At 37.6% G+C, this 21283-nt stretch carries 23 protein-coding genes and 1 tRNA gene; 18 read left to right on the top strand and 6 right to left on the bottom strand.

Annotated elements, in window-relative coordinates; translation table 11 throughout:
- Positions 1-8: 8 nt before the first annotated feature.
- From QA584_RS22625 to QA584_RS22580, 10 genes are all read left to right on the top strand, one after another.
- Entirely contained in the window at positions 9-395 is a 387-nt protein-coding gene (locus QA584_RS22625) for a hypothetical protein (protein ID WP_278271368.1), read from the top strand.
- Entirely contained in the window at positions 395-2632 is a 2238-nt protein-coding gene (locus QA584_RS22620) for a hypothetical protein (protein ID WP_278271367.1), read from the top strand. The genes QA584_RS22625 and QA584_RS22620 overlap by 1 nt, the downstream gene beginning before the upstream one ends.
- Complete coding sequence (locus QA584_RS22615; protein ID WP_278271366.1) at positions 2616-3014, top strand: hypothetical protein; 399 nt, start codon at positions 2616-2618, stop codon at positions 3012-3014. Before QA584_RS22620 ends, QA584_RS22615 begins: the two co-directional genes overlap by 17 nt.
- Complete coding sequence (locus QA584_RS22610) at positions 3014-3598, top strand: hypothetical protein (protein ID WP_278271365.1); 585 nt, start codon at positions 3014-3016, stop codon at positions 3596-3598. The genes QA584_RS22615 and QA584_RS22610 overlap by 1 nt, the downstream gene beginning before the upstream one ends.
- 12 nt (positions 3599-3610) lie before the next feature.
- Positions 3611-4729, top strand: a complete 1119-nt coding sequence (locus QA584_RS22605) for a hypothetical protein (protein WP_278271364.1) — start codon at positions 3611-3613, stop codon at positions 4727-4729.
- Between the two features lie 11 nt (positions 4730-4740).
- On the top strand, positions 4741-5073 hold the full coding sequence (locus QA584_RS22600; protein ID WP_278271363.1) for a hypothetical protein: 333 nt from the start codon (positions 4741-4743) through the stop codon (positions 5071-5073).
- A 14-nt stretch (positions 5074-5087) separates the two neighbouring features.
- Positions 5088-5222: an XkdX family protein gene (locus QA584_RS22595; RefSeq protein WP_278270325.1), complete on the top strand. Its 135-nt coding sequence runs from the start codon at positions 5088-5090 to the stop codon at positions 5220-5222.
- Between the two features lie 77 nt (positions 5223-5299).
- Positions 5300-5605 carry a hypothetical protein gene (locus tag QA584_RS22590; RefSeq protein ID WP_278270324.1) on the top strand — a complete coding sequence of 102 codons (306 nt, stop codon included), beginning with the start codon at positions 5300-5302 and terminating at the stop codon, positions 5603-5605.
- 21 nt (positions 5606-5626) lie between these two features.
- Positions 5627-5902 (top strand): phage holin family protein, encoded by a 276-nt coding sequence (locus QA584_RS22585; RefSeq protein ID WP_278271362.1) that lies wholly within the window; start codon positions 5627-5629, stop codon positions 5900-5902.
- Positions 5903-5904: 2 nt separating this feature from the next.
- Positions 5905-6762 carry an N-acetylmuramoyl-L-alanine amidase gene (locus tag QA584_RS22580; protein WP_278271361.1) on the top strand — a complete coding sequence of 286 codons (858 nt, stop codon included), beginning with the start codon at positions 5905-5907 and terminating at the stop codon, positions 6760-6762.
- 80 nt (positions 6763-6842) lie between these two features.
- Here the strand turns inward: QA584_RS22580 and QA584_RS22575 are convergent, their stop codons facing one another.
- The 6 genes from QA584_RS22575 to QA584_RS22550 all read right to left on the bottom strand — a co-directional run bounded on the left by QA584_RS22575 (position 6843) and on the right by QA584_RS22550 (position 9872).
- Positions 6843-7304: a hypothetical protein gene (locus QA584_RS22575; RefSeq protein ID WP_278271360.1), complete on the bottom strand. Its 462-nt coding sequence runs from the start codon at positions 7302-7304 to the stop codon at positions 6843-6845.
- A gap of 315 nt (positions 7305-7619) precedes the next feature.
- Positions 7620-8240, bottom strand: coding sequence for a hypothetical protein (locus QA584_RS22570; protein WP_278271359.1), 621 nt, complete (start codon positions 8238-8240; stop codon positions 7620-7622).
- A 294-nt stretch (positions 8241-8534) separates the two neighbouring features.
- Positions 8535-8607: transfer RNA gene (locus QA584_RS22565), tRNA-Thr, on the bottom strand.
- 9 nt (positions 8608-8616) lie between these two features.
- Positions 8617-9249 carry an RNA polymerase sporulation sigma factor SigH gene (sigH, locus tag QA584_RS22560; RefSeq protein ID WP_278271358.1) on the bottom strand — a complete coding sequence of 211 codons (633 nt, stop codon included), beginning with the start codon at positions 9247-9249 and terminating at the stop codon, positions 8617-8619.
- 20 nt (positions 9250-9269) lie between these two features.
- A complete protein-coding gene (locus QA584_RS22555) occupies positions 9270-9653 on the bottom strand; it encodes a DUF2085 domain-containing protein (protein WP_278271357.1) in 384 nt (127 codons plus the stop codon).
- Positions 9654-9659: 6 nt separating this feature from the next.
- Complete coding sequence (locus QA584_RS22550) at positions 9660-9872, bottom strand: hypothetical protein (protein ID WP_278271356.1); 213 nt, start codon at positions 9870-9872, stop codon at positions 9660-9662.
- A gap of 631 nt (positions 9873-10503) precedes the next feature.
- Here QA584_RS22550 and QA584_RS22545 point away from each other — a divergent pair.
- The 8 genes from QA584_RS22545 (at position 10504) to QA584_RS22510 (ending at position 21266) form a co-directional block, all read left to right on the top strand.
- Positions 10504-11511 (top strand): LacI family DNA-binding transcriptional regulator, encoded by a 1008-nt coding sequence (locus QA584_RS22545; RefSeq protein ID WP_278271355.1) that lies wholly within the window; start codon positions 10504-10506, stop codon positions 11509-11511.
- A 103-nt stretch (positions 11512-11614) separates the two neighbouring features.
- Positions 11615-13327, top strand: a complete 1713-nt coding sequence (locus QA584_RS22540; protein WP_278271354.1) for a sensor histidine kinase — start codon at positions 11615-11617, stop codon at positions 13325-13327.
- A gap of 12 nt (positions 13328-13339) precedes the next feature.
- The gene (locus tag QA584_RS22535) at positions 13340-14404 is read left to right on the top strand and encodes a response regulator transcription factor (RefSeq protein ID WP_278271353.1); all 1065 of its coding nucleotides are present in this window, start codon (positions 13340-13342) and stop codon (positions 14402-14404) included.
- Positions 14405-14579: 175 nt separating this feature from the next.
- Positions 14580-15950: an ABC transporter substrate-binding protein gene (locus tag QA584_RS22530; protein ID WP_278271352.1), complete on the top strand. Its 1371-nt coding sequence runs from the start codon at positions 14580-14582 to the stop codon at positions 15948-15950.
- 512 nt (positions 15951-16462) lie between these two features.
- The gene (locus QA584_RS22525) at positions 16463-17341 is read left to right on the top strand and encodes a carbohydrate ABC transporter permease (protein ID WP_278271351.1); all 879 of its coding nucleotides are present in this window, start codon (positions 16463-16465) and stop codon (positions 17339-17341) included.
- A gap of 17 nt (positions 17342-17358) precedes the next feature.
- Positions 17359-18198, top strand: coding sequence for a carbohydrate ABC transporter permease (locus tag QA584_RS22520; protein WP_278271350.1), 840 nt, complete (start codon positions 17359-17361; stop codon positions 18196-18198).
- Positions 18199-18421: 223 nt separating this feature from the next.
- Entirely contained in the window at positions 18422-19687 is a 1266-nt protein-coding gene (locus tag QA584_RS22515; RefSeq protein ID WP_278271349.1) for an MGH1-like glycoside hydrolase domain-containing protein, read from the top strand.
- A gap of 22 nt (positions 19688-19709) precedes the next feature.
- Entirely contained in the window at positions 19710-21266 is a 1557-nt protein-coding gene (locus tag QA584_RS22510; RefSeq protein WP_278271348.1) for a DUF5605 domain-containing protein, read from the top strand.
- Positions 21267-21283 lie beyond the last annotated feature (17 nt).

Genomic DNA, 21283 nt, shown 5'->3' with positions numbered 1-21283 from the left:
TAGTACATATGGCAAGTAGTTTTATCACGGTGAATGGAAAGTCCTTCCCTTCTCCGGATATCGGTCTTAATTTTGAGGTGGCTACCCTTGTAAATGGTGGCAAGAATGCGAATGGGGAATTTGTCGGGCAAAAGATAGGGCGGGATCAATATAAGATTGATAACCTGCAGTGGTTTTATCTGGATGCTGCAACCTGGAGTAAAATTTTAAAAGAATTCGATAAGTTTGCAGTTTCAGTAAGGTTTCCGGATATGGTAAATAACACATGGATTACCTTACTAATGTACCCAGGAAACAGGACTGCAGTGCCAAGTGGTGAAATTAATAAAAGCACAGGGCTTCCGATTGCTTATAAAAACTGTAAAGTAAACATAATTGATTGCGGGGTGGTGTAATGCAGAGTGTAAGTCAGGTATACAAGCAGAGCATGAAACAGATATTACGTAACCGGTCCTACATGAAAGTTACAATCGGTGTAATCAATCAGGAAGCACAGAGAACAGCGAAGGTACCCGCTCCAGACAGATACACTTATTTTTCTAACCTGTTAAAGCCTTTTGATAACTACACGGTAGACTATCTATATGCCACTGCCGAACAGAATTATAGTGCGGTGGATGGCAGTATGCTTTTCCTGCCAAGAAGTCCGGATAATGTTGTATTTAATTCGGGGATTGTTACAGCTGATCTGTTAGGCAGTATCGAGATTAGCTTTTCCACTACCTATGATATTAAAGGGTTAACGATAGAGTTCGGTAAGACTTACCCGGTTGAATTTATGATTGAATCGGATTATAACACGGTTCATGTAACCGGAAATTCCAGTGGTCACTTTGTTACGGAAGAAATCTTTCCACAGGCTACTTTTATTCGGATTACCCCACAGTCAATGGTTAACGGGCAGGGAAGATTCCGGATCCACCAGATTACCATGGGACTTGGCATTTATTTTGATAATAAGAAAATTATTTCCTCTTCCTTAAAGGATTCTGTTTCACCTATTTCGGAAGATATGCCTGCAATTGATTTTAATTTTACAATAGACAACCAGGATAAAGTATTTGATATTGATAATGAAAAGAGTAGTATTAACTTTTTGGAAACCGGTCAGGAATGTATTGTTGAGTATGGTTATGATATTGAGGATAATTTTACGGAATGGGTACCGGGTGCAAAATTGTATTTGAAAAACTGGTCAGCAAACGATAAGCAAATGAAGTGTACCGCAGTGGACCGCTTTGAGTATATGCAAGGCAGTTATTACAAAGGTAATTATTATCCGGAAGGTATCAGCCTTTATGACCTAGCTATTGATGTCCTAACAGATGCTGCAGTTGATCCCAGGGAGTACTGGTTGGACGGTTACCTGAAAACTGTAATAGTAAATAACCCATTGCCGGTTGCAACACACAAGGAAGCACTGCAGATAATAGCCAATGCCGGTCGGTGTATTTTATCCCAGGACAGAGCTGCGAATATCTATCTGAAATCTTCCTTTATACCGGATATGACAGCAACAGCAAATGATGAGGCTTATTATAGTAAGGTAGGAAATATATTGACAGCTGACACAAAAGCTGCATATGCGGATGCTCAAAACAAGGTAACAACGGTCCAGGGAAATCAATTCTTTCTACCGCGGACTGAATCAGGCACTAATTATTTGAATACTGGATATGTAAGTGAGGTGGTAGCGGATGCATCCGGTCTATTTTCTATAAATCCTGTTATTACTATACGTTTAGAGGCAGCCTTTAAGTGTTTTAGCTTTACAGTAGTATTTGGTGGAAATGCTCCAAGAGAATTTATCATTCATACATACTTGGAAAATACAGCAGTTGAGGTTGTCACTGTTACGGATATAGAAAAAGAAACCGTAATCAGCAGAGAATTTGCTGAGTTTGACCGGATGGATCTTGAATTTACACTTGCGCCGGCACACAACCGGATTATGGTTGATTATGTTGAGTTTGGGGAAGTAACAGATTATATCCTAGAGAGATCCTTGGATTTGAGTAAGATACCAAATGGCAATAAGCTTGAAAAGGTAAAAGAGCTGCAGGTGATACGGACGATGTATAACCAATCCGGAGAGCTTAAGGAACTGGTAAAGGAACTGATCCAAGTATCGGATATCGAAAACGAATTCATAGTTAACTTTTCTAATGCTTCTTATGGTTACAGCTGTACCCTGGAAGGGGCAGGAGCTGGGCAGAATGCAGAAATAGTAGAAAGCGGGGCTTATTATGCCAAAGTTATTATAAACGGCTTCATAGAGGAAACAGAGATTAATTTAATAATAACTGGTTATGAGTATGCGATTACTTCGGCTAGAGTAACACAGCCACTGAACAGTACCGGTACGATAGAAACCTGGGGTAATCCTTTAGTTAGCTCCCTGGCACATGCCCGGGACATAGGCGAATGGATCGGCGCTTATATGAAAGCGGATAGAGAGTACGACATTAATTACCGTGGAGATCCAAGGATAGATGCAAATGATATTCTGTTCCTGGATAATGATTATAATAATGATATGCAGATAAGGGTATCGGAACATACACTAAGTTTTAATGGTACCTTGTCCGGTGCGATAAAGGCAAGGAGGTTTATAAATGTGGACAATACCTAAAACAAACTGGAAGGCCAGTGATTATTTTAACATCGATGATTATAACCGGATAAAGAATAATCTGGATCATATTCATACTATGGCCTTAGAGTTATATTCAGAGTTCCCATTTGCTGAAATGGGAGAAGATAAGACCTACTCGGATTATTATTATGCTGATGAAATTAATCGGTTTGAAAGCAATCTTGAAGGTATCAACACCGGTACCTTTCCCAGAAGTATTGGTGAATCGGTAACCTACTATGATAATCAGCCTTTTATTGATTACGTAGAATTAAATCGAATCGAGGCAGGTATGTATGCAATTTATAAGGTTTTATACGGACAGAGCAAAGGTAGAAGAAGGCTGTCATTTCGATTAGGAAGGAGGAGAGCAGTTTAATGGATTTTAAAACGAATTATAAAGATGACATATATTCAGGAAATCGGAAATATGTCACGGTAACCAACGATGATGGTACTGTTTCATTCGTTGACGCAACAGTCTATGATCAGCAGGGTGATTATTTTGGAGGAAATGAATTAAATGCGATTGGGCAAAAGTTAAATGGCATTGAGGATAATGCTAACAAATATACCCATCCTACTAGCCATCCCGCGTCCATGATTACAGGTTTACCTACAAGTTTACCTGCAAATGGCGGTAGTGCAGATTATGCAACCAGCGCGGGTAATGCATCTAATGCTGACAAAGTTGGTGGATTACAACCATATCAATTAGGTTCTCTTGCGCAGGATGGAGGATCACACGGAACTCAGTATGCAGCCACACCTAAATATAATGTTAATGGCGATAATCGATTTAGATTAGATATTTATAATGGTGGTGGTGTTACCCATGGCGTAAGAGTTGGTTATGCTGATGGAGCAGATAATGCCGATACAGTAGACGGTATTCATCTCCTTACATCAACTACTATTCCAACATATCTCCCAAATAATGTATTGTGTATAGTGTATGAATAGGAGGTTCTAACCATGGCAAAAGGGATTTATTTTGGAGTTGGAGGAGCTGCAAGAAAAGTAAGTAAATTATATTATGGCGTTGGTGGGGTAGCACGTAAAGTAAAGAAAGGCTATATAGGAGTTAATGGTGTTGCTAGACTATTTTTTAATAGTGCACCAGAAAAAGTAGCAAGTGTTACACCTTTGTCTGTAGCTTCGGCTGGTACTTCTGTAGCTTTTACTGGCGCCTATGCTGTGGTTGCAAACGGTTCTGATAATAATGGATATCCTACAAAGAGTGTAGATGCTTATAATGCTTCCTTAGTAAAAGTTGCAGCACCTGCATATGATGCTAAATATAGATCTGGTATTACTCCAGCTAGTATAGGTGGTTATGCTTGTTTTTATGGTGGTGTATGGACTGACACTAGTTCTAACTATGCTAGTATGATTAGGTATGACCCATCGCTTATTAGAACTACAGCGGCTACTTCTTTAGCTAAAGGAGGAATGGCTGTCGCAAGAAATACCACCTATACCGTTTTTATAGGCGGTAATACGTATAACGGGGTAACACAACGTACAGCTGATACTGTAGCAGAAAATTTCCTTACACAGACCTTACCCGATGTATCTGCCAATGATATTTGGCAACGAGACACAATGGTGGCAAGTACACCTAATTATGCAGTATTTTCTAAAGACCCATTTAATGTAGCGTATGATAATGCCCGTGTGCAAGTCGCTTTCTCTTCACCAGGAAATAAGCAAGGTATAGGGGCAACACTTAAGAATTATATACTACTCGCTGGTGGTATTATGTTAAATGCCATAACAAACCAAGTAGCAGCGTATGATTACAATTTAACAAGAATAGCTACAACAACTTTGAATTTACCTGTACGATATTCTTCAAGTGTATCTAGAGATGACTATGCTATTATTGCTGGTGGTCAATATGGTAATGGCCAAATAGATTTAACAGGTGAAGCTTGCTACTTTGATACTTTTTTAGTTAGAGATACTTTACCTAGCTTAATTACTAATATGTATGGTGCTGGTACATTTAGTATAGGCGACTATGCTGTATTTGCTGGCGGTCGTCATCCTACTTTAGGTGTTACTGCAAATGTAGAAGCTTATAAATTTTAAGGAGGATTAATATGAAAAAATATGTGGAGCTTTATGATAATACAAAAACGTATATATTTCCTAACATGGCGGTAGCAACGCCTGATATTGTCGGTATGAACTATGCCGTAGTTAATACAGGTCAACCCGTAGTTATAGAAACAGATGAAAGCCGTATTATGCTATACTCTATAGATTTACTAAGTGCAACAAAAAGTCGTTTAGGTATAGAGTTAGACTTATCCATAGAGGATACTTTAGCTACTATAGAAGATATTTTAAATGCACCTGTGCCTGAACCAGAACCTACCGCTGAAGAGAGAATAGCAGCAGCGTTAGAATTTCAAAATTTACTAAGTATGTAAGGAGGTAAGCTATTATGACATTTGAAACAATTAAACGTAACTATGACCGTAAGCTCTGGAATAAGCAAATGGTTAAAACCGCGGTTATTAAAGAAGTGATTACACCAGAGCAATACCAGGAGATCACCGGAGAAGCTTACACAGAGTAGGCAGTTATATTACTACATAGAAGCCCTTATATGGTAAAACATATAGGGCTTTATTATTGAAAAGGAGTTTATTGCCTATGACAATAGAGGTAGCTTTATTAATTTCTGGTGTATCCCTGGCGTATGGGATATATACTGGAATAACAAATCTAAAAAGAAATCAGACAGCTGATGCGAAACAGGATGCCAGTGAGCTAACAACAGTTATTGTCAAGCTGGAGAACATCGGGAACGGTGTAACAGAAATCAAGTCCGAATTGATTAATGTAAAAAATGATGTAAAAGAGGACCGGGAGAGAATTATCCGGGTTGAAGAATCAGCGAAGCAAGCCCATAAACGGCTTGATGTTATGGAAAACTATAAAAGAGGTTTGGACGAATAGTCCAGAAAGAGAGGTAATTTTATGGACTTATCATTTTTAATGGAGTATATCAACTTGGTGGTGTTGGGCATTTGCTTATGCCTGGGTTACGTAATAAAAAATTATATACCAAAGATTAATAACCAGTACATACCGCCTATTATGTTGGTGGTTGGTACAATAATCAATGTATTAACTAATATCCCGAATTTCAATGCAGCCATCATCCTGGGTGGTATGATTAGCGGTCTTGCCAGTACCGGATTATACGAGGCAATGCGAAATCTCGTTGATAAAGATGGGAAGAAAGGGGAATAGGTATGGCTTATTTAATTGCAGTTGATAGTGGACATGGAATGGAGACACCAGGGAAGAGGACACCTGCCATACCGGAAGATTGGTTCGGTAAAAAGAAAGGCGAAGTTATCCACGAAAAGGAATTTAATAAACCGGCTGCCGAATACCTTATCGCTGCTTTAAAACGGTGTGGTTTTGATACAATTAGTGTTAGCCCAGGGACTGACGATGTACCGTTAAAAGATCGATATACCGCCGCAAATAATGCTAAGGCAGATGCATTTATATCCAAGCACTATAATGCAGCAACAGGAAAATGGGGCGGTGCTAACGGTATAGAAACAATTATCTCACAGTATGCCACCTCAAAAACTCAAAAATTAGCTGATCTGGTGCAGGCTGAACTGGTACAGGCCCATAAAAGGGAAGACAGGGGTGTTAAAGCAGATATTGTACAGGCAGGTATTAATATAGCGGTACTTCATAACACGAATATGCCTGCAATTCTTACGGAATCCGGATTCATGGACAACCTTATAGAAGCTAAGACCATGCTGGACCCGGAATTTCAGAGGGCGGATGCTGAGGCAACCTGCAGGGGAATATGTAAATACTTTGGAGTTACATATAGGGGGAAAACACAAATGCCAAAAGACAACGTAACCAGAAACTCGCCAAAAGAAGATATTAAGTGGTTACAAGAACAGATTAACAAATCAGGAATTGATTGCCCGTATTTACCATTTAAGATAAACGGGATATATGACGATGGATTAAGAATTGCAGTATTAATGTACTGGAAACAAAAGAAGTGGAATCAAGACGGCAGAAACACAGGGTGGATAGTTGGTCCAGGGACCAGAGAGGCATTAGTTAAGTGAATGTAATTAAAACTGAAAGGCTGCCTTTCGGCAGCCTTAGGTTAAAGAAACAAAATATAGCTAATAGTTAAATTACATTTTTAATTGGTGTAAAAGAACCCCAAATATTCTTTTACCGCTATAGTATCAGATAAAGCAATTACTGCTAATTGATAATACCCGTCTGTCGGCGTAGCTGGCAACTCTATATAAGTATGTGTTGAATTATAAAATTCATTGCTATAATATACATCATTTACACCATTTCTTAGTATTATGACTTTGTATGAGCAGGGGTATGCAAATGTTATATCAAAGCTAATTTCTTTATCTGCCGGCATATACCACTTATTATCAGATCGTGTTGTATTATGTAATGTTGCAGCAAATCCTGTTTTTACGATTAACGGGGTTGGTTGATATTCATACGCCTTAATCCACCAATCATCAGTAACTAACACTGGCTGTGGTGTAGCAGCCAATGCTGAAGTTGGAGCTGTAAAAAATACAGCAACTAAAGCTAAAGCAAGAATTCTGGATAACATTTTTTTGATTTTTTTCATAATAAATAACCACCTTTCTACATTTTCTGTAGTTAATTAGTTACACTTCCTTATCTCTATATTAAAGTTTCTCCATCCTTGAATTTAGAGAATACTATAATATTTATGATGCATGATTACAAGACATGAGACAATACTAACATATTTACCCAAAACTGTCAATATTATACATATATGCTGCGTTTTTTGCATATTCTACATATTTCAATAAAAACATGCAAAAAAATCCCGGGTCATTAAGATCCGGGAAACCTCTAATGTTTTTAGAGGGGAGTAAAGTTATTATATCATGGTGTGGAATAAGGTACAATAGCTTTATTCAACTGATAAACTATTAAAGGTTTTAATAATATCATCTTTATTATCCGCCTCTTCACAATATAATGCAAATTTTCCATTTACAGCACTCATTGTCATTTCGATATTTAAGCCTTCAATCATAACTTTATTTGTTTTAACTAAGGATTTATACGTATCTGAATTAGTGTCATATTCATATATTTCTATCTTGGAATCTTTATATTTTACTCCGGATATTCCGCCAATCATCGAAGCATCCATCTTAGTTTCATTCCCTTTTATATATCCCTTATCTTTTAAGAAATCAACAACATCGGATATACTTTCAACTGATGCGGTTTTCTTATCAACTACTTTTACTTTACAAGTATATTTTTTGCCCTCCACGATACCAGTTATCGTGGTTGACCCGGCTTTTTTAGCTATAACTTTACCCTTGGATACCGTGGCGACAGATTTTTTACTTGTTGACCATTTAACTTCTTTCGTAGTGCCCGTAATTTTCAGTGTTGCTTTATTGCCTACAGTTAATGTAAGGCTTGTCTTACTGATCTTAACAGCAGCCTCAGCATTTGCCGGTAATGCTAATGAAAACAGGATTACAAACGTCATTAGCATTGATAAAACTTTCTTCATATATAACCCTCCTATGTAATATTATATCAATAGTATGGGATATATTGGATAAATTGTCAATAAAAATTCCGCTTACTAAAAGGAAATTAAGGGAGCACATTTTGGTACAAAACAGGGAAAATAGTACAGAGTATTTCCTTGTTTAGTAGAATAAGTATGAGTTTCTTCCTATATTAATATTTATACAATAAAAAACCCTGTATCATAGATGACACAGGGTTAAAGTTTATATTTGATTGAACCATTGATTGAACTCATAATATGTAAAACAACTAAACCTATTGATTTTAGCGAAGCTCCCGACGAGACTTGAACTCGAGACCTTTACCTTACCAAGGTAACGCTCTACCGACTGAGCTACGGGGGCGGGTAGTACTTAATATAATTCTTTTAAAACTTTGTTCAACTTAAGTTTGATACGCTGCAGGGCATTGTCAATTGATTTAGGTTCTTTTTTTAACTTGTCAGCTATCTGCAGATAATTAAAATCAAACAAGTATAAATCAAGAACGTCTTTTTCGAATTGGCTTAAGTGCCTTACGAGTTCATATTCTAACATATTAGTACTCTCTTTGTCAATAACTAATTGCTCAGGATTTGAAATTTTATTTTCATACATCAGATCTAACAGGGATTCTTTGTCTTCAAAGTCAGTGTTTTCGCTGTATGCAGGGGTATATAAGGACACATAAGTATTCAGTGGGAGATTTTTTTTACGGTTGGAAGCTTTAATAGCGCTGTATATTTGTCTTGAAATGCATAAATCTGCAAAGTTATGGAAGGAATTGTCTTTATCCGGATTATAATCCCGGATGGCTTTATAAAGACCGATCATACCTTCCTGTATTAAATCGTCCTTATCGCCGCCGATTAGGTAAAGAGCTTTGGCTTTTTTTCTTACCAGGTTTTTATAACGGTTAAGCATATAATCCATGGCATCCGGATCGTTGTCCCGTATTAAGGCAATAATATCCTCATCGGATAAAGCATCCATCTTTTCTTCCAGCATTGTGTTCTACCTTTCTTGATTTAATGTTGCAACAGTTTAATAATTTTTTTGAGTAGGGCAAGTTGAAGGGTCATTATACCATAACCACCGAGGATGCCGGTGATTAAACGCCTTTTATTTGTAGAGGGTCGTATAGTTAAGGCTTGAAGTCCCCAATCAGTTAGCATGATAAGACAACCGAATACAGAGAAAAAACTATTAGTTTTGTTATACCAAATACCTGGAAGAGCAGCCAGATAACCAAGGATTACACCGGTGCACCTGGCACATACAGGCAATTGATAGCCATTTATAAAAAAGCTGCGTTCTGGCAGTTGATGGCAGCCGGTATGTTCTCCCAGAGTCATAAACTTACGCCATAAGCGGTAACCCCTTTGGGTGGATACTTGTTCTTGTCTTTTCATCAATACTTATACCCGGAATTTTCTGCCGCAGTGATTGCATACCCAAAATGCTTTTTTTGAAGTATGACCTTTTCCCATACCGCATAGACCGCATAACCAGCCAATGGGACCAAGAACCAAAAAGCCGCAGCAGCCTTTAAAAAATCCAAAGCCCTTTTGCTGGGACTCGAATTCCTCAACTATTTGACACTGATCAGAACCACATGATGGACATTTCATAGAAACCTCTTTCCCTTATCAGTTATTTTATTTTTTTCTTCGTAATAAGTTGTGACTATTCAATTAAAATCCATTAAATATCGCAATTACAGTTTAGCATAGGAACCTGTGTTTTTCAATAAAGTTACATTAAAATTACTATAGAAACAGATTAAACAATACTGCATTCATACAAAGCAACTTATTAATACAAGGCAGACTTATTAATACAAAGCAGACTTATTAATAAAAAGCAGACTTATTAATGCAAGCAGTCTTATTAATACAAAGCAGACTTATGAGAGATGGATAAAGTATCTGTATATTATATTTCTTTAAGCGATATTAGATTACTAATTGCTATTTATTTAATTAGAGTCTAGATGCTTAATTTGTTTAAATGGAATCAAAGGAAAATTAAATGAAATTAAATAAAATTAAATAAAAACGAATAAAAAGTTAAAGTGCTATTAATTGCATATTGATTTTGTTGAGTTAAATATGTACAATTAAGCATAGGAATACGAACAAAAATTAAAGATTATTACAAAACAAGCCGATAATTATCAAAGATTCATATGTAAGAAGCAGTTCAATAATTTATAAATGATACTAAATAATTTATAAATTATTTACAAATGGGAGGGAAAATATGAGGATTAAAGTCAAGGAGTTGGCTGGTTTAATGAATTTATCGCCATCTACAGTATCTTTAGTACTTAATAATAAACCGGGGATTAGTGAAGCAACACGAAACAGAGTGAAAAAGGCAGTCAGGGAGTTAGGATATGAAGAGTTAATTATTGATAAGAAAGAGGAAAAGAAAAGTTATTTGTTTATCATACATAGAAAAACAACAGAGGAGACAGAAGACTCTCAATTCTTTTCTGAGATTATAGAGGGAGTGGAAAGCCAGATTAAGGCAAGAGGCTTTAACCTTATGATTTCCTATATGGATGGGAAAACAACCAGAGAAGAAGTAGTTGAGTACTGCAAGGGAAATCCAGAGGGCATATTGATTCTGGCAACGGATCTGGAGGAAGATCAGATTAGTATTTTTGACCATTGCAATGTACCCCTGGTCATAATCGATAACTACCTGGAGAATAAGAAGATAAACTGTATTACCATAAATAATGAAAAAGGTGTTTATGAAGCGGTCAAATATCTCGTGGATATGGGTCATAAACGAATTGGTTATTTACATATCGCAAATCATACCAAGAATTTTAAGGAACGGTATTTTGGTTACAAAAGAGCAGCCGAGCTCTGTGGTATATACATAGAAAGTGAAGATATTATAGATATTTCAGCAAAGGGAAGTGAGCCTGTGTATAGGGAGCTTAAGAAAAATTTTGAAGGAAAAGAGAAGTTACCGACAGCCTTTTTTTCAGATAATGATGTTGTAGCATTATGCGCTGTGAAAGCGTTAAAGGAGCTGGGATACCGGGTTCCAGACGACATATCCATTGTTGGTTTTGACAACATGGCTTTTGCAGAAATGACAGACCCGCCACTTACCACCGTGCAGATTCCCAAATACCTGCTAGGTGTCATTGCAGCCAATACAATAGTGGATATGAAAAAAGCACTTATAGGACTTACAAAGATAGAAGTAGGGACTGACTTGGTTATACGAAGTAGTGTTAAGAAGCTTTAATAGGACTGTTGGTACAGCAAAACCATGAAAGAAAGGTGTATCAATCTGACTGGCAGATAATGATGTTATTCATTTTCCATTTAAACAAAAGGAGTGCGGCACAATGAATTTTTTAAAGAAAATGAAGATAAAGGATCAGATCTTACTGGCTATGATAATAGGAACGCTGTTGTCTTGTTCTATATTAGGGGTAACGATTTATAACTTCTCCAAAGTTACTATTGAGAATAATTATAAAAATTCCCATACCTATAATTTACAGGTTTCAAGTAATATTATTGATATTCAGCTTAAATCTATCATAGAACTGGGAAGAAGCGTACTGACCAATGATTCCTTTAAAAAAGCCCTGACCAGTGAAGATAACAAAAGGAATAGCAGATATTTTTCCAGTATTAATAGTCTGACTATTAACCGTACCATAAGTGATATTGTATCCCATGACCCATTAATTGATGGTATTGCTATTATAAATGAATACGGTAATGTATTGTTTTATTCCAAACGCAGTATTCCAAGCGGCTATTATCGTTATTATTCAAAAGACAATTTCTTAAATGAGGACTGGGTCGAACAGGCCAGAAAGGCTAAGGGAAAAGAAGTTTTTTATGGATATAACGCATTAATACCAGATCAGGAGGGGGATACAATCTCCTATGTGAAAAACCTGATTAATCCAAGGACCAGACAGTCCATGGGTTTTATGGTGGTTAACATCAGCAAAAAGCTTTTGGATAAAGCCTTTGGAACCCTAAAGGAAGGATATAGCACGAACCGGTATATGATAATTGATAAGAAAAGTAGATATCCCAGCGTTTATTTTAATGGGGATCAGTCTGCTAAGAGCGTGATATTAAAGGACTATTTAAATAAAGAGACAAAAGGTCGGTACTTATTCAGCAGCTATCTTAATGAGTCTACCGGCTGGATGGCAGTTAATGTAATAGAAAAGAGTGAGTTAAAACGGGATAGTGCCTATATCGGGGGCATTACCTTAATTGCTGTCATTGTACTGATTAGTTTGAGTATTTACATATCCAGAATTATATCCAACCAGATTAGCAAACCTCTTAATATCCTGGAAAAAACCATTGAATCCGTTGGTGAAGGCAGCCGTCATATTGAAGAGGAATTTGACAATAGTGAGCTTGGTGAACTTGGTAATAAATTCAAAGAGATGGTCAACAACAATCTGGAACTGAGAGAACGGCTTTTAAATGCCCAGTTAAATGAACGGGAAGCGGAACTATTACTGCTCCAGGCACAGATTAATCCCCATTTTTTATATAATACCCTGGATTCCCTTTACTTTATGGCAATTATCAAGCAGGATGACGATATTGCCAAAATGGTGCTAGCCCTATCAAATACCTTTAAGTTAAGCCTTAATAAAGGGGATAAATTCATAACGGTAGGAGATGAAATCAACCGGATTAAAGAATACATGACCATACAGAATATGCGTTATAACAACCGGTTCGAATTATTTCTTGACCTGGATCGTGTGAAGGATTATAAAATTATAACCTTTATCCTGCAGCCCTTTGTGGAAAATGCTATGTATCACGGACTGGAAGCCAAAATTGGTAAGGGATATATAAAGATAGAGGGACACGAAAAAGACGGCAACTTATATTTTACCATTAAAGATAACGGAGTCGGCATTGCAGACCTTTCCGTTCTGGATAACGGGTATGGGGTAAAGAATGTAAAGGAGAGGATTAAATTGCTCTATGGTGAAGAGTATGGAGTTTCATTTGCGAGTGAACCATATGTGGGTACAACGGTCACTATTGTTGTACAAGCAAGAAGTTAGGGGGTAAATGTCATGTATAAGATGGTAGTAATCGATGACGAATTTATTGTAGTGGAAGGCATTAAAGCCATGATTGCCAGGATGAAACTGGATTTTGAGGTGGTAGGGTTTGCTTATGACGGTATTGCAGCCCTTGAAGTGGTACGAAATACCAGACCGGATCTTGTAATTACAGATATCCGTATTCCGGGGCTGGATGGTTTGTCCTTAATTGAAGAGGCAAAGGAATTCCTGCCGGATACGGCGTTTGTAGTAATCAGTGGCTACAATGAGTTTGAATATGCCAGAAGAGCCTTGACCCTTGGGGTGAAAGGTTATATTGATAAGCCTATTACAATGGAGAAGTTAACAGAAGTTCTAAGGACTCTAGAGAAAGAATTTGAAAACCTGGAGCAGACAAATATTGAAAGACAGGATACAGAACGAAAGAAGCAGGCAATAAATACACATATTGACCTCTTAATCCACAGTATTATCAGAGAAGAAGCTGATAACGTAAGATTGCTGACAGAAAACATAATGGAGGATATTAAAAACCAGAATAATACCATAGAGGAATATAAAAATGAATCTTTTAAATTCCTGTGCGTTGCCCTGGGAGTATTTTCAGAACAGAAAAAGCAGTACGAAAGGGAGAATCTGGTCTCTTATAAAGACATTGAAGTATTAAGTAACTGGGAGGAAATCAAAGGGTACGTAAAGGGGATTATTGACCGGGTAGCAGAACGGATTGACGCCAGTAAATCCGGCAGCAGCCACAGAATTATTATCCAGTTATTAGACTATATAAAGCTCCATTATAACAAGGACATCGGACTCAATGAACTAGCGGATATGGTTTCTATGAATCCAGCGTATTTAAGTGTTTTATTTAAGGATGAAGTCGGAATGTCCTATATAAAATATTTGACCCAAGTACGTTTAACTCATGCCAAGGAGCTGCTGCTGGATGGACATAAGGTTATGGAGGTAAGCGAATTGGTGGGCTATAATGACTATCATTATTTTTGCAGCATATTTAAGAAAAACATAGGGCAAAAGCCGAATGAGTTCAAAGGAAGTGTAAGAAAAAAATAAAAAATGCAATAGATATGAGCAAAACCTAAAAAAATTATACAATTTACAAGAAATCATAGACTAAAAAACAAATAACATGTGTGATATTGTATATGTATAGAAAAAATTCCGGAAGATTCTATAATTAATAAACAAAAAACTACGAAGAAGGATTTTACAACACAGGGGGTCCAAAATGAAAAAACGTTTATTGTCAATAGTAGTAATGATATCGATGCTTGCAGTATTACTTACAGGCTGCGGAAAAAAGACGGAGACATCCACAAGTAATACAGATCCAGGAAAAACAGATTCGGCAGCAGAAACCACCGATTCTGCTAATGCAGCATCAGGGGATGACACACAGATAGCTAAAAAAATCAAAATTTTATCTATTTGGGCTGAAGACAAAGATAATGGTAAATTAATAACAGATTTAACCAAGAGATATATTAATGAAGTAAATCCTAAGTTTGAATATGAATTCGAATTAGTGGCATCGGATAATCTAAAACAAAAAATAGCAACCCTGGTAGCCTCTGATGACCTGCCGGATGTATTCGTGTATGAATCCGGTAAACCGATAGTGGAATTAATTGAGGCAGGTAAGCTCTTAGACGTTGGTCAGGCACTGGAGGATTTAGGTGTGGCAGATATGCTGGATGAAGGTGCGGTATCCTTATTAAAAACCTTATCCGGTACCGACCAGTTATACGACTTGCCTCTTGGTATGAATGTTGAAGGCTTCTGGTATAACAAAGCACTTTTTGAGCAGGCAGGAGTGGAAGTTCCGGCTACCTGGGACGAGTTTGAAGCCGCCTGTGCTAAATTGCAGGCAGCAGGAATCCAGCCCCTTACAGCAGGCGGTGCTGATAAATGGCCGGTTACCCGTCTGATTAATGCATATGTAATGAGAAGCATGGGCGTGGATGCGATGAAGAAAGCGGCCAACGGAGAGGCAAACTATACGGATCCTGGTTATGTAACCGCAGCCCAGAAGATTCAGGACCTGGCTATTAAGGGATATTTTGGTGAAGGTATCACGACAGTTGATCAGAACACCGCAGGCAATATGTTATTATCCGGCAAAGCAGCCATATTCTATAACGGCAGCTGGTTTACGGAAGCCCTTACCGCAGATACCAATCCCGCAGGAGCAGACGGAATCGGATTCTTTAATATTCCAGTGGTAGACGAAACGAAGGGTACAATTACAGAATACTCCATGAACTGCGGTAACATCCTTGCACTTGATAAGAGCAAATATGACGAGGGAACAGCAGGCTGGCTAAAATACATGGTGGAGAATATCGGAAATGAAGCAATGACTCAGTTTGGTGCTGTAAAGGGCTATAAATATGATGTTGCAGGTGATTTAAGTCCATACTCCAAGGTTGTCGCTGATGAACTTGCAAAAGTAACAAAAGCAAGCACCTGGTTTGAAGCAGCAATGAACAGTGAAACCTCAACAGTTGCTCAGGATAATGTACAGACACTCATTAACGGAGATACAACTCCTCAGGAATACATGCAGTCCATTCAGGATGCATATGACGGAAGTAAGTAATTTATAGGGATTAAAGGAAGGGCTGTTGCAGTTACATATAATTTATTGAATATGTCTGGGAAGTAGAGATAGATTACTTATTTCAAATCCGGTCAGGCGGGGTGTAAGGAGTTTTAAGTCCTTCAAAGTCAATAAAATCTATTATTTTGCGACAGCCCTAATTATGTCCAAATATAAGGAAATAATTAGCAAATGCTCATGGTTTTAAACGTGGATTTATAAAAGAAATTTAATAGAAATATTCAATTTATGAACTTCCAGTTAAAACCTCAGTTTAAAACATTTAGTTAAAAAACATTCATTTTGAAGAAATGCTGTTAAAAAAATGCTGTTAAAAAAATGCTGTTAAAAAAATGCAGTTAAAAAATGCTGTTAAAAAATGCAGTTAAAAAATGCTGATGAAAAAACGCTGTTAAATATGCTGTTAAAATAAACTGTTAAAAAATATGCAGCCTTTTAAAACATGCGGTCATAAAAATATGCAGGTTCATTGCAGAAAAGTGGGTAGAGGAATGAAGAGAGTATTAGGTAACAAAAAAGCCATTGCATTATTTGTTATACCGGCATTGATCTTATATACAGTCATAGTAATTTTACCGGTTGTTTGGTCTGTATACTATTCACTGTTTGAAGGATCACCGGGGTTAAAATGGAGATTTGCCGGTCTAAATAATTATAAAAGATTATTTACGGATAAGAACTTTATAGATGCATTAATCGTTAACTTAAAATATATCGGAATCGTAATGGCAGGACAGGTTGGACTTGGGCTCTGTCTGGCACTGTTTTTCAGATTCTGGTTAAAAAACTTTAAAAATGTGGTAAGAACCCTGGTATTTTTCCCGGTGGTACTTCCGACAGTGGCTGTGGGTCAGCTTTTTGTAAAAATCTATGAAATCCAGCCAAATTACGGCTTATTAAACAGTATACTGTCAAACCTTGGACTAAAAAACCTGGTACAGCCCTGGATTGGTCAGGCTTCTACGGCCTTAGGAGCTTTAAGTGCTATGGATATTTGGGTTGCTATGGGATTTTATTCGGTTATTTTTTATGGTGCGCTCCTTGATGTACCCGGGGAAGTAATTGAAGCAGCAAAAATTGACGGCTGTAATGCTATACAATTATTTAAAAGAATATTAGCTCCCCTGCTTCGTCCCATTATCATTACCTGCCTGGTATTTAGTTTTACCGGAACCGTTAAAATGTTTGAATCCGCTCTGGCACTGACTAAGGGTGGACCCGGTAACGCAACCAGATCCCTTTCCATGTATATGTATAATGTATCCTTTACCTACGGAAAAGTGGGTTACGGAAGTGTTATAGCAGTATTTATTTTCCTGCTGTGTATTATGGGTTCGGCAGTAATTAACCGTTTTGATAAAAAAGATTAAGAAGGAGGAGACAGACCGTGAAACAAAGTAAATTTAGAGTAAAACCATTCCTGATTGCCCTGCTTACCCTTGGGTTAGTCATACTTGAAGTCTATCCTATCTTCTGGATGGTCACCGCATCCTTTAAACAGCCTGCGGAATTTGTAAACAAACCGGCTTATGCCTTAAATGACGGTTTTTATGTTAAGAACTACATAGATGCCTGGACAAGAGGTAATATGGCAGTATTTTTTAAGAACAGTTTAATCAATACTCTGGCAGCACTGGTATTTATCGTATTCTTTGCAGTAACCGTTGGGTTTGCAGTTACTAAGATGGACTGGAAATATAAAGATAAAGTGGCCAAGTATTTTGGTATCGGCATTATGGTTCCCATTGCTACGGCATTAATTCCATTGTTTCAGATTTATAATAAACTACATTTAATCAATACCAGAACCAGTTTAATCCTTGCCTATATTGCTTTTGGGCTGTCGTTATCCATTTACCTGGTAACCGGCTTCTTAAGGTCCTTGCCGGATGAGATATTAGAAGCCGCAGTTGTAGATGGCTGTGGTATATACAGACTGATGTGGGAAGTAGTAGTTCCTCTTATGAAGAATGCAATTGTAACCGTACTGGTATTGCAGTTTTTCTTTAAATGGAATGATCTTTTGTTTTCCATGACCTTTATCAATGACACCAAGTTAAAGACCATACAGACCGGACTACTGTATTTTCAGGATGAATTCGGTTCTAAAAACTGGGGAGCTATCTTTGCGTCTGTGTCTATGAGTGTAATACCTATGTTGATATTATATATGATTTTAAATAAAGCAGTAATCGAAGGAATGACCGCCGGTGCGGTAAAAGGCTGATTGCATCAGGTTTTTAAATAAATAGTAAAAATAGATAGAAAGGATGCCAGATCAGATTCATTTAATCTGTTTATTAAGGCGGTACCGAAAGGTTATAGGTACACAAGGGTGAAGGTTGAAAGAAAATAAAAGAGTAGAAAGGATGCCACATTATGATTCTTTCAACCAGTTATTTTTGTGGCAGTATCGCAATTAAACTTGCGATATGCAATGGGTGTGAAAAATGAAAGATTACGAAGAAAGCATCAGAAATTTTATACTTAAGAATATACCTAAGGTTTTAAAAAATCCGGTGAGTTTTATCAAATATCCGTTTATCGATCCGGGTTCTGTTTATAACGGTAATGTGTGGGATTGGGATACTTACTGGTCGGTGTACGGTTTGCTTAATCTTCTGGATTGTGTGGAAAACACAGAGCAAAAGGAACAGATTATAACCCATGCCAAAGGAAATATCTTTAATTTCCTGGATCACCAGTTGGAAGACGGTTATATTCCCATGATGATTGAAGTAGGACAATGGACAGAGCCTTATCTTAATATGAAGCACAAAGAAGGTATCATTATGAATATGCATAAACCCTTTTTGTGTAACCAGATCTGCCTGATTAGCGATTATATAAAGGATTATACCTGGGTAAAAGAGGATTTGAGTAAGCTCTATCAATATTTTGATTGTTATTATAATAATTATTTCTCTGAAAACAGCGGTCTTTTTGTCTGGTGTGATGATATTATGATTGGCATGGACAATGATCCGGCCTCTTTTGGACGGCCTAAGTTTTCTACTGCCAATATCTTCTTAAACAGTTTTATGGTAACAGAACTACAGTCCATGGCTAACATATTAACTGCCCTTGGTGAAAGTGAAGCAAAAGCAGAAGATTACCTGTACAAAGCAAAACAACTCATTGAAGCCATACAAAAAGAATGCTGGGATAAACGTGATAAATTCTTTTACTCGGTGGATGTGGACATTAAAACCAGAAACTTTGACTGGTTCCATCAGGGACTGGGGGTTTTTTGGAAGACCCTGCCTATCAAAATCCGTGTCTGGTCCGGTTTTATCCCTATGTGGGCAGGCTTTGCCACAAAGGAACAGGCAGCAGAGCTGGTAAAACATCTTTTTGATGAAGATACTTTTCACAGTGAGTATGGTCTTACAACCCTTGCTAAAGATGAAAAAATGTTTGATTTATCCGTAACCAACAATCCTTCTAACTGGCTGGGACCTATTTGGCTGGTGGCTAATTACGTCGTATTCAGAGGACTTATGAATTACGGATTTAGAGAGGAAGCAAAAGTGCTTTGTGAGAGAACCTTACTGCTTCTTGGTGAGGATCTTAAAAAGACCGGCAGTCTCCATGAGTACTATAATCCGTTTAACGGAGAACCCATAATGAACGGTGGATTTATAAATTGGAATATACTTGTTCTTAATATGATTGACGAACTAAATGGTAAGAAACCTATGAAGGAAACGATGTAGTCTGGAAGAAAGCTTTTCCCATATGTATAAGAGAGGATGTGAAGTTATAGAACAGAACAAAAAAGTAACAAAAGTTGAAAAATGGGATGTCTTTGAACTTGTTTTGAAGGGAAGAAGGGATAAAAATCCTTATGTGGATTATGACATTTTTGGAACCTTTCACGGAGCACAGGAGTGTAAAAAGGTAGATGGTTTTTATGATGGGGATGGAACTTACCGTATTCGGTTTATGCCTTCCTTTGAAGGAAAATATGATTATGTAATTGGAGGTTCCTTTGGGGAGGAATCTTATAGCGGAAGCTTTGAGGTGATACCTGCGGTAAAAGAAAATCACGGACCGGTTCGGGTTGCATCTAAATACCATTTTACCTACGAAGACGGTACCCCCTATTACTGCCTTGGCACAACCTGTTATGCCTGGACCCACCAACCGGTTTCCATGCAGAAGACTACCCTGGCATCTTTAGAGAGCAGTCCCTTTAATAAAATTCGGTTCTGTATTTTCCCAAAACATTATGATTATAACTTATATGAACCTCTGACCTATCCTTATGAAGGTATTCCCTGCGATATATCTGCCCTGTCCAAAGAAAATTTTCTGGAATATAAACCTTCTAATCCTGAGAATCAGTGGGATTATACCACCTTTCGCCCAGAACATTTTCGAATCCTGGAAAACCGTATTGCAGATTTAAAGGAACTTGGAATAGAAGCGGACCTTATTCTGATGCACCCTTATGACAGATGGGGTTTTTCCGAGATGGATATGGACAGTGCTAAATTATACTTAAAATATGTTATTGCCAGATTTTCAGCATACCGGAATGTTTGGTGGTCTCTTGCCAATGAATATGACCTGTGTGAGAAAAAAACCATGAAGGACTGGGAAGAATACGCAGATACCCTATGCAGTCTGGACCCTTACCAGAGACTCCGATCCATACATAACTGTAAGACACTATATGATTTTACAAGACCCTGGATTACTCATTGCAGTATCCAGAGGACAGAAATCTATCTGTCGGCAGCCAATACCAAAGCCTGGAGGGAACGATATGGTAAACCGGTAGTCTTAGATGAAGTGGGTTATGAAGGAAATATCAACTATTCCTGGGGTAACTTAACCGCACAGGAAATGGTCCGATTATTCTGGACGGCTGCTGTTCGGGGCGGCTACTGCGGTCATGGTGAAACCTATATGAATGAAAAGGATAAGCTATGGTGGTCTCAAGGCGGTATTTTATATGGTGAGTCAGCACCAAGACTTCAATTCCTTCACAGTATCTTATGTGAGGTGCCAGGACTTGGTTTAGAACCGGCAGATATAAAGAAATGGGAAGAAAATAGTGCAACCGCAGCCCATGCAGGGTATAGGGGTAAATATTACTTATTCTACACCGGACATACCCGCCCTTCCTTCAAAGAATTTGAATTTGAACCAGAGAAGCGTTATCAGGTGGAGGTTATAGATACCTGGAACATGACAATTGATAACAAAGGCATATATACTGGTAAATTTTATATCTCTCTTCCAAGTCTTGAATATATGGCGATACGAATTCAGGAAGTAACGGAATAACATAAGTAAAGGAGATA

It is taken from the genome of Anaerocolumna sp. AGMB13025, assembly GCF_029689925.1.
GTDB lineage: Bacteria > Bacillota > Clostridia > Lachnospirales > Lachnospiraceae > Anaerocolumna.
The sequence above is the reverse complement of the archived record's forward strand: the minus strand, read 5'-3'. Positions and strand labels throughout refer to the sequence as shown.

What these genes read in the sequence shown, in the direction of transcription:
- QA584_RS22515 (WP_278271349.1), top strand. Translation starts at nt 18,422, where the DNA reads ATGAAAGATTACGAAGAAAGCATCAGAAATTTTATACTTAAGAATATA.
- sigH (WP_278271358.1), bottom strand. Translation starts at nt 9,249, where the DNA reads ATGCTGGAAGAAAAGATGGATGCTTTATCCGATGAGGATATTATTGCC.
- QA584_RS22625 (WP_278271368.1), top strand. Translation starts at nt 9, where the DNA reads ATGGCAAGTAGTTTTATCACGGTGAATGGAAAGTCCTTCCCTTCTCCG.
- QA584_RS22580 (WP_278271361.1), top strand. Translation starts at nt 5,905, where the DNA reads ATGGCTTATTTAATTGCAGTTGATAGTGGACATGGAATGGAGACACCA.
- QA584_RS22610 (WP_278271365.1), top strand. Translation starts at nt 3,014, where the DNA reads ATGGATTTTAAAACGAATTATAAAGATGACATATATTCAGGAAATCGG.
- QA584_RS22590 (WP_278270324.1), top strand. Translation starts at nt 5,300, where the DNA reads ATGACAATAGAGGTAGCTTTATTAATTTCTGGTGTATCCCTGGCGTAT.
- QA584_RS22570 (WP_278271359.1), bottom strand. Translation starts at nt 8,240, where the DNA reads ATGAAGAAAGTTTTATCAATGCTAATGACGTTTGTAATCCTGTTTTCA.
- QA584_RS22615 (WP_278271366.1), top strand. Translation starts at nt 2,616, where the DNA reads ATGTGGACAATACCTAAAACAAACTGGAAGGCCAGTGATTATTTTAAC.
- QA584_RS22535 (WP_278271353.1), top strand. Translation starts at nt 13,340, where the DNA reads ATGTATAAGATGGTAGTAATCGATGACGAATTTATTGTAGTGGAAGGC.
- QA584_RS22585 (WP_278271362.1), top strand. Translation starts at nt 5,627, where the DNA reads ATGGACTTATCATTTTTAATGGAGTATATCAACTTGGTGGTGTTGGGC.
- QA584_RS22575 (WP_278271360.1), bottom strand. Translation starts at nt 7,304, where the DNA reads ATGAAAAAAATCAAAAAAATGTTATCCAGAATTCTTGCTTTAGCTTTA.
- QA584_RS22620 (WP_278271367.1), top strand. Translation starts at nt 395, where the DNA reads ATGCAGAGTGTAAGTCAGGTATACAAGCAGAGCATGAAACAGATATTA.
- QA584_RS22530 (WP_278271352.1), top strand. Translation starts at nt 14,580, where the DNA reads ATGAAAAAACGTTTATTGTCAATAGTAGTAATGATATCGATGCTTGCA.
- QA584_RS22550 (WP_278271356.1), bottom strand. Translation starts at nt 9,872, where the DNA reads ATGAAATGTCCATCATGTGGTTCTGATCAGTGTCAAATAGTTGAGGAA.
- QA584_RS22525 (WP_278271351.1), top strand. Translation starts at nt 16,463, where the DNA reads ATGAAGAGAGTATTAGGTAACAAAAAAGCCATTGCATTATTTGTTATA.
- QA584_RS22605 (WP_278271364.1), top strand. Translation starts at nt 3,611, where the DNA reads ATGGCAAAAGGGATTTATTTTGGAGTTGGAGGAGCTGCAAGAAAAGTA.
- QA584_RS22595 (WP_278270325.1), top strand. Translation starts at nt 5,088, where the DNA reads ATGACATTTGAAACAATTAAACGTAACTATGACCGTAAGCTCTGGAAT.
- QA584_RS22545 (WP_278271355.1), top strand. Translation starts at nt 10,504, where the DNA reads ATGAGGATTAAAGTCAAGGAGTTGGCTGGTTTAATGAATTTATCGCCA.
- QA584_RS22540 (WP_278271354.1), top strand. Translation starts at nt 11,615, where the DNA reads ATGAATTTTTTAAAGAAAATGAAGATAAAGGATCAGATCTTACTGGCT.
- QA584_RS22600 (WP_278271363.1), top strand. Translation starts at nt 4,741, where the DNA reads ATGAAAAAATATGTGGAGCTTTATGATAATACAAAAACGTATATATTT.
- QA584_RS22510 (WP_278271348.1), top strand. Translation starts at nt 19,710, where the DNA reads ATGTATAAGAGAGGATGTGAAGTTATAGAACAGAACAAAAAAGTAACA.
- QA584_RS22555 (WP_278271357.1), bottom strand. Translation starts at nt 9,653, where the DNA reads ATGAAAAGACAAGAACAAGTATCCACCCAAAGGGGTTACCGCTTATGG.